Source organism: Pseudomonas sp. R4-39-08 (genome assembly GCF_003852275.1).
Taxonomy (GTDB): Bacteria; Pseudomonadota; Gammaproteobacteria; order Pseudomonadales; family Pseudomonadaceae; genus Aquipseudomonas.
The window spans coordinates 1,215,682-1,229,040 of the sequence record NZ_CP027733.1; the positions used below are offsets into that span (position 1 = coordinate 1,215,682).

A 13,359-nucleotide genomic window follows, 5' to 3' on the forward strand; every position below is an offset into this window, starting at 1 on the left:
CTGCGCCTGTACTGAAACAGGGGACAAGGATCGGAGGCTCTGGGGCGGCATTTGCCAGGCGCGGGCCATGGAACCGTTCGGCGAAAGGCGGCCACTATCGTGCAGGACGCCCTTTCTCTCATGCTCTTGGAGTCATCGCTCATGTCGAACATATCTGCCGCTTTCGGCCCTTCCATCATTCATCAAGGCGCGTCCGCCGCGATCGACCCTGAGCAGCGAATGCAATCCGCTCAGCACCACCACACTTCCCACGCGTACCGCGACGGCACCCCACCGGGAAAATTCCAGCGGTTTGCCGCTGACGCGGCCAAGAGCCTGTGGTTTATCCCAGGCATGAGCAACGTGTTGCAGGGAATTGCAAAGGCTAAGCCAGGCCTTGATGGCACCATCAGCGGGGCGCTGGACGGGTTTCGTAAAACCCGCGAAGACGGTTTTGACAAGGCGCTTCTCGGTGCGGTTACCGGCGATTACCATGCGATAGCCAACGGTTACCTCAATGCGGTGGTAAGGAACGACGCCACGCCTGAGTCCGTCAAAAAAGGGCTGCGCGAAGGTTCAGGCTTGTTAGACCTGGCCGCGACGCTGCGCCAGCAAAAAATAGCGCTGCAGGCTTGATGGGTAACTGGCCGTACCCGGCGGCGTGCCCTACGCCGCCGTCTGCCGAATCGGCAGCACCACCCGAAACGTCGTGCCCTTGCCCAGCTCGCTGCTGACCGAGATATGCCCACGGTGTTTCTTGACGATGCCGTAGGACAATGACAGCCCCAACCCGGTGCCTTCGCCCACCGGCTTGGTGGTGAAGAACGGGTCGAAGATCTTCTGCACGGTGTCGGGAGCAATGCCGCAGCCGTTGTCCGCCACTTCCAACCAGATGGTGTCGCCGTCCACGCCGTTGCTGATGGTGATGGTGCCGCGCTCCGGCCCCATGGCCTGGGCGGCGTTGATCACCAGGTTCATCACCACCTGGTTGAGCTGCGAGGCCAGGCATTCGATGTCCGGCAGGGGCGTGTAGTGCTTGACCACATCGGCCTTGTACTTGAGTTCGCTGGCGACGATGTTCAGCGTCGAATCGATGCCCTGTTGCAGGTTGGCGAACTGCCAGGTCTGGTCGTTATCCACCCGCGAGAAGTTCTTCAGGTCCTTGACGATCTGTACCACGCGGCCAATGCCGTCCTTGGACTCGCGGATCAGCACCGGAATGTCCTCCTTGAGAAACTCCAGTTCCAGTTCTGTGCGCAACGCCTTGAGCCGCTCGCGCTGGTCCTGCGCCGGGATCAGCGCTTCGCTGTGTTGATAAGCCTCCAGCATCTGTTGCAACTGGTTGAAGTAGCTGTCGAGGGTGCTGAGGTTGGATGAGATGAATCCCACCGGGTTGTTGATCTCATGGGCGACGCCGGCCGCGAGTTGCCCCAGTGAGGCCAGCTTCTCCGACTGCACCAACTGGCTTTCCAGGTGCTTGCGCTCGTTGATTTCCAACTGCAACGCCTGGGTGCGTTGTTCCACCAGCTGTTCCAGATGCTGGGTTTGCAGGGATGCGCGCCGGGCCATGTCCCATTTATTGGCCAGGGTGTTGGCCATTTGCTGGACTTCGATGTTGTCGAACGGCTTTTTCAGGATCAGCAAGCGGTCATAGGCGTTCAGGCGCGACAGCAGGTCATCCCAGGAATAATCCGAGTACGCGGTGCATACCACCACTTGCAGGTCGGGTGCGACCTTCCACAGTTGCTCGATGGTCTTCGCGCCGTCCCAGCCTTGGGGCATGCGCATATCCACGAATGCCAGCGCGTAAGGGCGTTGCTCGTCCATGGCGGTGCTCAGCAAGGCCAGGCCTTCTTCGCCGCCATAGGCGCAGTGCAGCTCGAACGCCTGGGCTTGCGGCGTGGCGGTGTCACCAAACAGCGCCGACTCCATCTCGTCCAGCGCCTCGTTGGATGGCGCGCTCGGCATCAGGATCTTGCGAAAATCCTCATGAATGGACGGGGTGTCATCGATCAGCAGGATGCGCCGGTTGGGAGGCTGGTTCATGCGGTACTTCCGACAAGGGTCAGGGGAATCGTCAAGGTAAACACCGCGCCAAGGCCCGGTCCGTCGCTGTGAGCCGTGAGTTGGCCGTGCATTTCCACGGCGGCCAGGGCGCAACTGTGCAGGCCGAAACCGTGGCCTTCCTTGCGGGTGGTAAAGCCGTGGGTGAAGATCCGCGTCATGTTCTCGACCGGTATGCCTTCGCCGTCGTCTTTCACACTGATTTTAAGGGTCTGGTCATCTACCTGTTCGACCCTCAGGGTGATTTGCCGTGGCCGCTCGGAAAGACCGGTCATGGCGTACTTGGCGTTGCTGATCAGGTTGACCATGATCAGCAGCAACCGGTGTTTGTCCCCCAGAATCTGCGGCACCGGCGCGTATTCCTTGACCACCGTGACGTGGTGACGACTCAGGGCGCCGGCGTTCATGCGCAAGGCATCGTCCATCAGGGCACCGATATCCACAGGCTCCAGCAGCTTGGAAGCGCCGGCATAGGATTGCTGGGTCGAGACGATGTCCTTGATGTGGTCGACGCTTTTGCTCAACTGCGCCAGCTCATCGCTCATGCCTTGCTGCTCGCTGGCAATCGCGTCCACCAGTTGGTTCAGGTAGGCCGGCAGCAATTTGCCTTTTTCATCCTCGGTGAGGAAGCTGCCCAGGTCGCCCTGATGCGCGTTGATCAGTTGCATGGCCTTGCCCAGGCCCTGGGCCTTGCTGCTGCGCAGTTTGCGGCTGACCAGGTCGGCGGAAATATTCACGCTGTTGAGCACGTTGCCGACGTTGTGCAACACGTTGGTGGCGATCTCGGCCATGCCTGCCTGGCGGGCGCTGTCGAGCAGTTCGCTCTGGGCGTCCTTGAGTTGTTGCGTGCGCCGTTCCACCCGTTGTTCCAGGGTTTCGTTGGCCGATTGCAAGGCGCGGTTGACGCGGTTGATCTCGGCGAAACTGCGCAGCAGGCGCACGGCCAGGTAGAGCAGCAGCACTACCAGCAACGTCGAGAACACCAGCAGGTAGCGGTGGTATTGATGATCGATGAGGTCGGCGGCCTGCTGGTCTTGATTGAGGTGAGTGGTCAGCGCGTCGAGGTGCTCGGCCACGGGTACGGCGGCAATCCGTTCGAGCAGGCTGTTGACCACCGGCTGTTCGCGCAGGATCAGCGAAATATGATTGCTGAGGATGTCCACCGGCGCCTGGAACTCAACCGGCAGGCTCTGTTTGTTGATCGCCAGTTTGCCCAGGCCCACCAGGATATCGGCCGCGCGCTCGTCGCTGGTGACCTGGGCGAACTCCAGGCTGCTGAGCAGCAGGTCGTAGGTGTCGGTGGCCACGCTTTGCATTTGCAGGCGGCCTTCGTCGTCAATGCTGTTGAATTGGGCCTGGATGTCATCTTCGGCGGTCGGCAGAAACGCCAGTGAATTACGCAATACCGCGTTGTGGGATTTGAACTGGTCCACCAACCGGGCTTTGTCCTGGATGGCCGCCTGATAGGCCGCCTGGCTGGCTTGCCAACCCGGCAGGTCGGCAGCGCTGTGGTAGGAGTCGCGGCTCGCAAGTTCAGCGCCGATCCGGGTCATTTCCGTCAGGGGCATGACCAGCGGGTCGTAGTTGTGGGTAATCGCGATCCGTGCCTTGAGCACTTCGCTGTCCCACTGGGCATTGAGCTGCTGGAGCTGGCGGATCAAGTCTCGCGACTGGGTATAAGTGGCCGTCTGGTCGCGGGAAGACTTGAGGTACAAAAACACCAGCGTGGAAGCCAGGAACAGGGTCATCAGGCCAAGCAGCACCTGGCTGGCGCGGCGGCGATACAGGCGTGACAAGCGTCTCATAGTGGCTTGCCCGCCCAGTTACCGGTCAGGGTCTTGAGAAATTGAATAATGAGGTCCTTGTCTTCCTGGGTCGGGTTACGCCCCAGTTGGTACTTGAACATCACATCGACCGCTTCTTCCAGGGTCTTGGCCGAAGCGTCGTGAAAATACGGTGCGGTGACGGCGACATTGCGCAGGCTGGGCACCTTGAACACATAGCGGTCCTCTTCGTCCTTTGTCAGCAGGTAGCGTCCCAGGTCTGACTCCTGCGGGTTGCCGCGCGCCTGGAAGTAGTCGCCCATCACTCCGAATTTCTGGAACATATTGCCGCCGATATTCACGCCCTGGTGGCAGGCAATGCAGCCGTACTCCTTGAAGCGCTGGTAGCCGTACTTTTCCTGGGTGGTCAGTACCTCGGTGCTGCCCTGCAGATACTGATCGAAGCGCGAGTCGGGCGTGAGCAGCGTACGCTCGTAGGTAGCCAGTGCGTTTTGCACGTTGGCGGCGTTGAGGCCATCGGGATAAGACTGGGCGAAGGCGCGTTGGTAGACGGGCAGGGCCGCCAGGTTCTGCACCACGGTGTTCCAGTCGCTGCCCATTTCCACGGGGCTGGTGACCACCTGATCAACCTGTGCTTCCAGCGTGTCTACCCGACCATTCCAGAACTGCTTGAAGTTCAGGCTGGCGTTGAACACCGAAGGCGTGTTGAGCACCACAGGTTTACCGTCAAAGCCGATCGAAAACGGCTTGTTGTCGGCACCGCCGGATTCCAGGCGGTGGCAACTGGCGCAGGACAGCGTGTTATTCGCCGACAAGCGCGGCTCGTTGAACAACTGGCGGCCCAGCTCGACCTTGGCCGGATCCAGCGCCGGTATTGCCGGCATGGGCTTGAGCGCCTCGTTCAGCGGTGCGGCGGCCAGCGGTGCGCCGCTGCCCAGGCACAACGCGAGAATGAAGCCGGTACGGACAGTTGAAACATGGCTCAAGCGAGCACTCCTTGCGGCCTGGGGCTATTGATCGGGCATCAGTGTCGCGCTACCCGCCTGCAGCAACTGGACGAAATCCTTCGGCGCCAACGCTTTGCTGAAGAGAAAACCCTGGCCCTCCTCACAGCGCTGGGCTTTGAGGAAATTCAGTTGGTCGATGGTTTCCACGCCTTCGGCAATGATGTCCAGTTTCAGGCTTTTACCCATGCCGATGATAGCCCTGATCAGTTGTTCGTCCTGACTATTAATGCTCAGGCCGCGCACGAAGGATTGGTCGATCTTCAGCACATCGATGGGAAAGCGCCGCAGGTAGCTGAGGCTGGAGTAACCGGTGCCGAAATCATCCAGGGCCAGGCGCACCCCCAGCGCCTTGATCCTTTGCAGGATCGCCACGGTTTCATCGACGTTCTGCATCAGCACGCTTTCGGTAATTTCCAGCTCCAGCAGGGCGGGCGGCAGGCCGGCCTGTTCGAGGATGGCGGCCAGGTTGTCGACGAAGTTGCGTTGGCGAAAGTCGATCGCCGAAATATTCACCGACATGCGCAGCGGCGCCAGGCCCATCTGCCGCCAGGCTTGGGCTTGTGCGCAGGCCTGGCGCAGTACCCACTGGGTCAGGCGCACGATCAGGCCGCTGTCTTCGGCGACCGGAATGAACTCGGCCGGGCTGATCCAGCCGGACCTTGGATGAAACCAGCGTGTCAGCGCCTCCGCGCCGACGATCCGCCCGGATTCCAGCGCAAGCTTGGGCTGGTAGTGCAGCACCAACTCATCGCGCTCCAGCGCCTGGCGTAGCGCGCTCTCCAGGTTTTGCTGGTGTCGGGCGCGCAGGTTCATGTCTTCGGTATAAAAACTGAAGTCGTTCGGGCCGTGCTCCTTGCTGGTGTGCATGGCGGTTTCAGCCTGCTTGATCAACCCCACCGCGTTGGCGCTGTCGTTGGGGTAAACGCTGATCCCAAGGCTCGCGGTCACGCTCAGGTCCTGCCCGGCGACGTGCCGCGTCGCGCTGATGGCATTCAGCACTTTTTGCGCAATGTGCTGGGTTTGCTGGGGGTGCTGGATATCGTTGAGCAGGATCACGAACTCATCGGCGCCGTAGCGAAACACCGAATCCGACGCCCGTACCGTTGCCACCAGGTTCTGGCTGACCTGCTCGAGCACTTCATCGCCCACCGGGTAGCCCAGGGCATTGTTGATGCGCTTGAAGCGGTCGAGCCCGATAAACATCACCGCCAGTTGCGTGTCATGTCGCCGGCCCAGGGCGATGGCCTGGGTCAGCCGGTCGCCCAGCAGCGTACTGTTGGGCAGCCCGGTGAGGGCGTCGTATTGCAACAGGTGCGAGACCTTGAGCAGTTCCTGCACGCGTTCTTCGATGGTGCGCTCCAGGCTGATCACCTTGAGCGCCGCGTCCTGGGCCAGTTGCCATTTCCACGTCAGGGCGCTGGCCATCTGGCGGATTTCCAGGTGATCGAATGGCTTTTTCAGGATCAGCAACTGGTCGTTGTACTTCAAGCGCGCTTCGATCGCCTCGAAGGAATAGTCGGAATAGGCCGTGCACAGGGCAATTTGCAGGTTGGGGTCGACGTCCCACAGTTGTTCGATGGTTTGCAGCCCGTCCCAACCGGGGGGCATGCGCATGTCGATAAACACCAGCGCATAGGGCGCCTGGGCCTGCAGGGCTTTGTTCACCAGCGCCAGCGCTTCCTGGCCCTGGTAGGCAGAATCCAGCTCAAATGCCTGGCGTACCGGCGCGGCGGTGCCGAAAAGGGCCGACTCCAAGGTGTCCAGGGAGGGCTCGCCGTGCTCATCGGCGCAGAGGATCTTGCGAAAATCCTGGTGGATCGAGGCCGTGTCATCGACGATCAGGATGCGACGGTTGGCCCGCCCTGATTCCGGGGTCATGGTGCCCTGCGCCTGTGCAGAAGACTCGACGGCATAACGATTCCTTCCCTGGTTTTACAATCAAAGGGGTGTGAACATGCAGTGACAGCATAGCTGAGCTCCCTTGATATCGACGGCCAGTTGGCGTCAAATCAACAGCATTTTCGCGCTGCTGGCCTGGATCGGCACGGCGCACCGGTTCAATCGAGCTTCACATCGTTTAATTTGAAGGCAGAGTCGCCATGGATGAACAACTCGCTACGAAGTCCGCTGTGCTGCTGGTCGACGATGAAGAGTCGATCCTCAACAGCCTGCGCCGCCTGTTGCGCAGCCAGCCTTACGAGGTGGTGTTGGCCACCAGCGGCGCCCAGGCGCTGGAAATCATGGCAACCCGGCCCATCGACCTGGTGATGAGCGATGCGCGCATGCCCGGTATGGACGGGGCCACGCTGTTGGCGGAAGTCCACCGCCTGTACCCGGCCACCGGCCGCATCCTGCTCACCGGTTACGCCGATTTGACCACCATCGTCAAGGCGATCAACGATGGGCAGATTCACCGCTACATCAGCAAACCCTGGAATGACGAAGAGTTGCAGCTGGTCTTGCAGCAGACCCTCGAACATCAGCGGCTTGAACGCCTCACACGGGAGCAGAACGATCAGCTCAAAACGCTGAACGCCACGCTGGAAAAGCGTGTGACGGCGCGTACCGCCGAACTGCAACAGACCGCCGACATGCTCGACCTGGCCTACGACGAGCTTAAGCGCAGCTACGTGACCGGTACCGAAGTGTTTTCGTTGCTGGCCAACCTGCGGCTGCCCAAGGACAAGCAGACCAACCGCGCGTTGATCGAATTGATCCGCGTGTACTGCGCCGCCCAGGTCATGGATGAAGCCAGCACCCGCGACCTGACCATGGCTGCGGCGCTGTACAACATCGGCAAACTGAGCTGGACCGACAGCATGATGGTTGCGCCGTCCGACAAGCTGTACAGCACCGACCGCGCGCTGTATCGCGAATACCCGACCCAGAGCGAGTCGCTGTTGATGACCCTGGAGCCGATGAAGGATGCGGCGCGGATCATTCGTCATCACCAGGAGCGTTGGGATGGCTCGGGGTTTCCCGACCACCTCAAGGGCGAGGCGATCCCGGCGGGTTCACGGCTGCTGAAACTGGCCGTGGACTTCATCGAGCTGCAAAAAGGCCTGATCCTGGAGCGGCACCTGAACAGCGACGAAGCGTTGCTGTATATCCGCAAGTACGCCGGGCGCCTTTATGACCTGGAGTTGGTCGAGGATTTTGTGCAGGCCTGCGCCACCTTCCTCAGCGACGTGACCCTGGGCGACCCCACGGTCAAAGTCCTCACCACCCGCGAACTTGAAGACGGCATGGTCCTGGCGCGCAACCTCAACGCCGACAACGGCATGCTCCTGCTCAACGCCGGCAAGGTGCTGAACCTGCCGCTGGTGGACAAGCTGATCGCGTTCGAATCGATGGAGGGCGCAAAATACAGCGTATTTATCAAACAACCCGACGAGATAACGATTCCCACATGAGCCCTTCAATTATCCGCATCGCTGCCGCGGTCCTGATCGACAAACACGGCCAGACCTTGCTGGTGCGCAAACGCGGGACCCTGGCCTTCATGCAGCCCGGCGGCAAGATCGACGCGGGCGAACAACCGGTCGAGGCGCTGGCCCGCGAGCTGCGGGAAGAACTGAACCTGCATATCGACCCGGCACAAGCTGTGTACCTCGGCCAGTTCTCGGGGCCTGCGGCCAACGAGCCGGGCTTCACCGTGCAGGCCGACATGTTCCAACTGCACATCGACGTGGCGGTCACCCCGGCCGCTGAAATTGAAGAAATACGCTGGATCGACCCCATGGGCGACGGCGGCCTGCCATTGGCGCCGCTGAGCCGTGACCAGATCCTGCCGCTCTACCGCGCGTCGCTGATCGGCGCATGACGATTCGCCCACTCAATGCCTGCGATGCCGAAGCCTATCGGGCATTGATGCTCGAGGCCTATGATGTTTATCCCCAGGCGTTCACCTCCAGCGTCGCCGAGCGCGCAGCGATGCCGTTGAGTTGGTGGCAAAAGCGCCTGGACGGTGCGTTGGACCGTTTGCTCGGCGCATATGCAGGCGACGCACTGGTCGGCATCGTCGGCCTGGCGTTCGAGCCTCGGGAGAAAGCGCGGCACAAGGTGACGTTGTTCGGCATGTACGTGACTCCAGCCCATCAACGCAACGGCCTGGGCCGCCGGTTGGTGCAGGCGGCACTCGACCAGGCACGCGAGCACCCGCACCTCAAGGTGGTCCAACTGACCGTCACCGCCGGCAATGACGCCGCCTTTGCGTTGTACCGGCGCTGCGGCTTTATCCAGTACGGCCTGGAACCGTTGGCGGTGCGGGTGGGCCTGGACTACTTCGACAAGATCCACATGTGGCGTGAGCTGCGCGGCGAGGGTTAAGGGGGCATTACATTCCCCAGGCGACCGACCGGGTATCGTGATAATCAAAGATACCTCGGAGTACGAAGACATCTTTGCCATCCTCTTTTGCGGTGCGCTCAATGGCCACCCGCCATCGACCACGGCCCGCGCCTGCCTCTATCTGGGGTAAATCAGTATAGGTGTAGTTGCCGATTTTTTTGCGGCTGACACGACCTGCCTGAATGTCCTGAGTGATCTGCTCGAGTTTGTTTCTCGCACTCTCTGATAGCAGCGGGCTTTGCGCTTCTAACAACTCGTCCTGCTTCACGATGTTGACCGCGGGGTCTCGGGCCGTTGGGGGAGCCGGGGAAGGTGTCGGTGCAGGGGATGGTTTTTCAATTTTTTTGATGGGTACACGGGGGGCGTCAAACTCTAAAGACGCTGAAAACCGAGGGAGGTTATTTTCAAAATCCGTGACGGCGACACTGTCGATCATTCTTACGCCAGACTCACCACTCTTGTATGTACCGCGTGACATGGCGACATAGGGAATGCCGGATTTTTTAAAGTCCTCGGCGTAGGACACCACGCCAAGTTCCTTGAGCTTTTCCTTGAATTTTATTGTTCTGAACAGGGTTAAGGATTTTTGTACTTCAGGGTTCGACAAAAGCGATTCCAGCGCCTCTTCGCGCGTAATTTTATTATCGGTAGCTATTCGGGTAAGCGTTTGTTGGCGTCCTTTTTCGTTTAGAAACGCCTTGAGCGAATCCGATGACCAAGTTGAAAGTTTATAATTTTCATCAAATTTATCCAGGCTCTTCATCTGCTTGGGTGTGATCGCATAACCTACAAACTGTGCGTTTGTGTCGGGGTCCTGAATTCTAATGGAGGCTCGGATTTCTTTTGAAAAGTTATCGTTTTTGCCAATTAGTCTTTTTATTTTTTTAAACAATTTATCTTTGTCCAACGGGAGCAGGGGAGTGATCAGGTTCGAGGTTGATCTGTTTATGTGGACGTAAATGTCCGCCTCCGAATGCAGCCTCAACAATGCGTCACGTAATTCATTTTTGGCGCGTGGGCTTAAATTCCGCTGCCCCGAGACCCTGCGACGAAAGGTGGCTTCGTCGATATTACCCATCTGCTCTCGTGCGTTCGCCAGCAGTGTTCGCTTCTGTGGCTCTGTCATTTCTTTAATGAGGGGTTCGAAATACCTTAACTGCTCATCTGTTGAGTAAATACCAAGCGCCGCGATCAGGTCGGCATCGACTTGCTGTTCAGGCGTGAGCCCACGCAGCATGCCCATCACCGTGCCGCCGCCCGCTGTCGTGCGTTCGAAACGTGGCTTCCAGCTTTTTGCGTCGCCCGGCACCACCATAAAGTTCGCGCTGTTTCCTGCCGGGTCTTTTACATAGCGCGCACCGTCTTCGACAAAGGACTGAAACAGGTGATAACGCCCGCCTTCATCCCTCATCGCGATCAGTTGATTATTGTGTTTGTCAAAAAAACACGGGGCGTTGCCCGATGTGCGCCACAGCGTGTAGTGGTTCGCCTGGGCAAATTCTTCCACATCAAAGAATGCGTCGATCGGTTGGGGCAACCGATACGCGGCAACATCGACCCAGGCCGGCTCCAACGGCCGGATCGAAGCCTTTGTGACCGCGATGCGTGCCCTGTGGTGGGTGCCGATTTTTCGAACCAGCCCCGGCATACGGCGGCCCAGTTGTCTGGTCAGGCTTAGCCCTTTCTCTATGCCCCTGCGCACAAACGTCTGTGCGGCCTTGCCGGGCACCAGGCCGATAAAAAGATCGGCCACTTCAATGCCGAACATAAAGGCGTTTACGGTGGACTCGCGGGAAATCTGCGCATTGCTGCGTGAACGGAAAGCGGCATGGGCGAGTTGAAACCCAAGCTGCACCAGATACAAATACGCGTGAAAATTGCCGGTTATCGTTGTTAACGCATAGCGGTGCACGCCGCGTGTGTCGCTGAAGATCCGTGAGCGCTCGTGCGCATCGTTAGTGGCCATGCGCGCGCTGAAGTAGGCTCGCCATTGCGGTTTTGCCTTCAGCGCGTCCAGCTCGCTCAGGCCGTTGGTCAGTTCCCTGAACGGCGCTTCATCCGGGGCATCCGGTGTATACAGCACGCAGACGCCGCCAGGCGTGGTGCCTTTTCGCTGAATGATCAACACGCCGTTGATCACTTGCCCCCCTCGGCCTTCATCCAGTGCGCCGCCCATCACCAACAGGTTCACGTCGATCTCGAACGCGCTGACCCGGGGGCGTTCTGTGGAATCGGGGTACTCGACCACCGTCTTTATCCAGTCAAGCCCGCTCCCGGGCGTCTTGAATATAAACAGCTTGTGAACATCGGGATTCAACCGGCTCTCCAGGGCGTCCTTGTGCATTTTCGCCGCGTTGGCGCGCTGCCAGGCGGTGGCGAAGCTGTTGCCTTCGCTGCCCTGCGCAAAGGTTGACCTGAGGTACTCGGCGTATTTTTCTCCAATGTCGGCTTCTTGGGCGAGCGCGCGTAAATCCGAATCGCCCAGCGTGCCCTTGGTGTTGCCGTCGGTATCGACAAGGGTGGCGGTGGCGCTGATGGTTCTGTGGAAGTCATGGGCGGACCATGGGTCGACATTGCGCTGGGCGTAACTGCCCAGTGTGCGTAGGTCTATGACGACCCGGCTCTTCCAGGTGCCACTGGTCAGTGTCTGGCCTTGCAGAAACCGTGGGATGTTTATTTTTTCATCGGCGGTGATGTAAACGACCGAGGTGTTCTCGTCGCGATACCCCATCAGCTCGACCGGCAGGGAGGCGGATATACGCAGACGAACCAGGCTTTTATACGGGGCAATATCCACGTCGGCATAGGCCGGTTTCTGTTTTTTCAGGACCTTGTCTGTGTGTTCGAGTGAAAACGCTTCCAGTGTCTGAACCTTTTCAAGAAAAGGCATGAGCGCCGCATTGCTGTCACTCATCGCCTGTTCCAGTTGCCTGTAGCGGGCCTGGTCGTGCACGTCGGCAGTTTTCAGCCACTCGGGTTCGCGCACCTCTATCAGGTGCAGATTACGTGTGGCAAAGGCATCGGTGATGTCCAGATACTGGGTGGTGTCCGCCGCCAGATCGAGTTCGCCGGCCACCGGCAATGTTTCCTTGCGCAGGGCTTCGCGCACAGCAAAATATTGTCGAATTCGTACTGAGCGAACACAGTGCGCCACGATATCGGCCTCTATCGTTGGCGGGCTTGCGGCCAGCACGGGCAAACCGGGCAGCCCTGCGCGGGCCGTTTTCGACAGGCTTGCGAGCAGGCGCTTGCCGGCCGGGCCGCCTTCGCGTATGCGCGCCGCCACGGCCTGATTCAAACGGTCCAGGTTTTCATATTCCTCAAACGCCTCGCCCGGGCTGTACAGCATCACGCTGCCCGTAGGCGGAGTCCTGCCTGTGGCGTTGAGGATGAATGCGGCGGCGAACTCACTGCCGTCCTCCAGCATCAGCCGGTATACCGCGGGCCTGTTGTCGATGGCGAAGGCCTTTTCCCGCGCCGCCGCAGTGGGGTACTTGAGCACATTGTCGGCCAGTGTCCGCCCGGCCGACGACAACGCGCCATCCACCGTGCGCAGCGCCAGTTGATGGGCCAGCACCTGGCGACGCAAGGCAATCAGTTGTTCCTCCGGGTCGGGTTGGTCGTCCTCGGCGGTGTCCCAGAACGCGTTCAGACTTTGGATGATGGCGATTTCCGTCGAGCCTGCCAGCTGCGCCGTTGTGCCGTTTGAAGACAGGCGCTTGTCCGCGTCCAGTGTGTTGGGTTCCCGGTAGAAGGCACCGCTCTGTTGGGTCAAATAGGTGCCGCCGTCTGGCGTGCGCAACCGGGTGAGCAACGACCCCAGCGGCTCGCTGGACAAGAGTTGCCGTTGCCCCTCCTGGTCCTCTCGGTAACGGCTGTAAAAGATCTGCTTGGGATTGATGGGCCGGGGCGAATGGGGAAAGGCTTCAGTCAATTTATGCTGATACACCCTGCCCAGGCTTGGCTGTGCCTGTATCAGGTCGTTGGTTTGGACGTTGAGTTTGGCAAGCTCGCCGATGAGGTGCTCCTGCTGGTCCTCGGTCGAAGACGCCGGGGGTACCACAGGCAACGTCACAGGCTGAAAAGTGACGAGAGGCTTGTCTTTGGCCTGGATCGGTTGTGGATCGTCACCCTGTCGGGCTGGGGAAGAAGGCAATGAAGTGTGCATGCGCGAA

At 59.8% G+C, this 13,359-nt stretch carries 9 protein-coding genes; 4 read left to right on the forward strand and 5 right to left on the reverse strand.

Translation table 11 applies throughout. The features are described from left to right. The first annotated feature begins 99 nt into the window (after positions 1 to 99). On the forward strand, positions 100 to 615 hold the full coding sequence (locus C4J88_RS05330) for a hypothetical protein (protein WP_124406387.1): 516 nt from the start codon (positions 100 to 102) through the stop codon (positions 613 to 615). Between the two features lie 30 nt (positions 616 to 645). Here C4J88_RS05330 and C4J88_RS05335 read toward each other — a convergent pair whose 3' ends face one another. Genes C4J88_RS05335 through C4J88_RS05350 form a run of 4 tightly spaced genes read right to left on the reverse strand, consistent with a single transcriptional unit; the run spans position 646 to position 6,712 of the window. Next, the gene (locus C4J88_RS05335) at positions 646 to 2,025 is read right to left on the reverse strand and encodes an ATP-binding protein (RefSeq protein WP_124406388.1); all 1,380 of its coding nucleotides are present in this window, start codon (positions 2,023 to 2,025) and stop codon (positions 646 to 648) included. Beyond that, positions 2,022 to 3,848: a DAHL domain-containing protein gene (locus tag C4J88_RS05340; protein WP_124406389.1), complete on the reverse strand. Its 1,827-nt coding sequence runs from the start codon at positions 3,846 to 3,848 to the stop codon at positions 2,022 to 2,024. The genes C4J88_RS05335 and C4J88_RS05340 overlap by 4 nt, the downstream gene beginning before the upstream one ends. After that, a complete protein-coding gene (locus C4J88_RS05345; protein WP_124406390.1) occupies positions 3,845 to 4,813 on the reverse strand; it encodes a cytochrome-c peroxidase in 969 nt (322 codons plus the stop codon). The genes C4J88_RS05340 and C4J88_RS05345 overlap by 4 nt, the downstream gene beginning before the upstream one ends. A gap of 24 nt (positions 4,814 to 4,837) precedes the next feature. Further along, positions 4,838 to 6,712 (reverse strand): bifunctional diguanylate cyclase/phosphodiesterase, encoded by a 1,875-nt coding sequence (locus tag C4J88_RS05350; RefSeq protein ID WP_124406391.1) that lies wholly within the window; start codon positions 6,710 to 6,712, stop codon positions 4,838 to 4,840. A gap of 221 nt (positions 6,713 to 6,933) precedes the next feature. Between C4J88_RS05350 and C4J88_RS05355 the strand changes: the two genes are divergently transcribed. The 3 genes from C4J88_RS05355 to C4J88_RS05365 are packed head-to-tail and all read left to right on the forward strand — an operon-like array spanning position 6,934 to position 9,163. Further along, complete coding sequence (locus C4J88_RS05355; RefSeq protein ID WP_124406392.1) at positions 6,934 to 8,247, forward strand: HD domain-containing phosphohydrolase; 1,314 nt, start codon at positions 6,934 to 6,936, stop codon at positions 8,245 to 8,247. Beyond that, the gene (locus C4J88_RS05360) at positions 8,244 to 8,657 is read left to right on the forward strand and encodes an NUDIX domain-containing protein (protein WP_124406393.1); all 414 of its coding nucleotides are present in this window, start codon (positions 8,244 to 8,246) and stop codon (positions 8,655 to 8,657) included. The genes C4J88_RS05355 and C4J88_RS05360 overlap by 4 nt, the downstream gene beginning before the upstream one ends. Beyond that, complete coding sequence (locus tag C4J88_RS05365) at positions 8,654 to 9,163, forward strand: GNAT family N-acetyltransferase (RefSeq protein ID WP_124406394.1); 510 nt, start codon at positions 8,654 to 8,656, stop codon at positions 9,161 to 9,163. The genes C4J88_RS05360 and C4J88_RS05365 overlap by 4 nt, the downstream gene beginning before the upstream one ends. 7 nt (positions 9,164 to 9,170) lie before the next feature. Here the strand turns inward: C4J88_RS05365 and C4J88_RS05370 are convergent, their stop codons facing one another. Beyond that, positions 9,171 to 13,352: a dermonecrotic toxin domain-containing protein gene (locus tag C4J88_RS05370; protein WP_124406395.1), complete on the reverse strand. Its 4,182-nt coding sequence runs from the start codon at positions 13,350 to 13,352 to the stop codon at positions 9,171 to 9,173. Positions 13,353 to 13,359 lie beyond the last annotated feature (7 nt).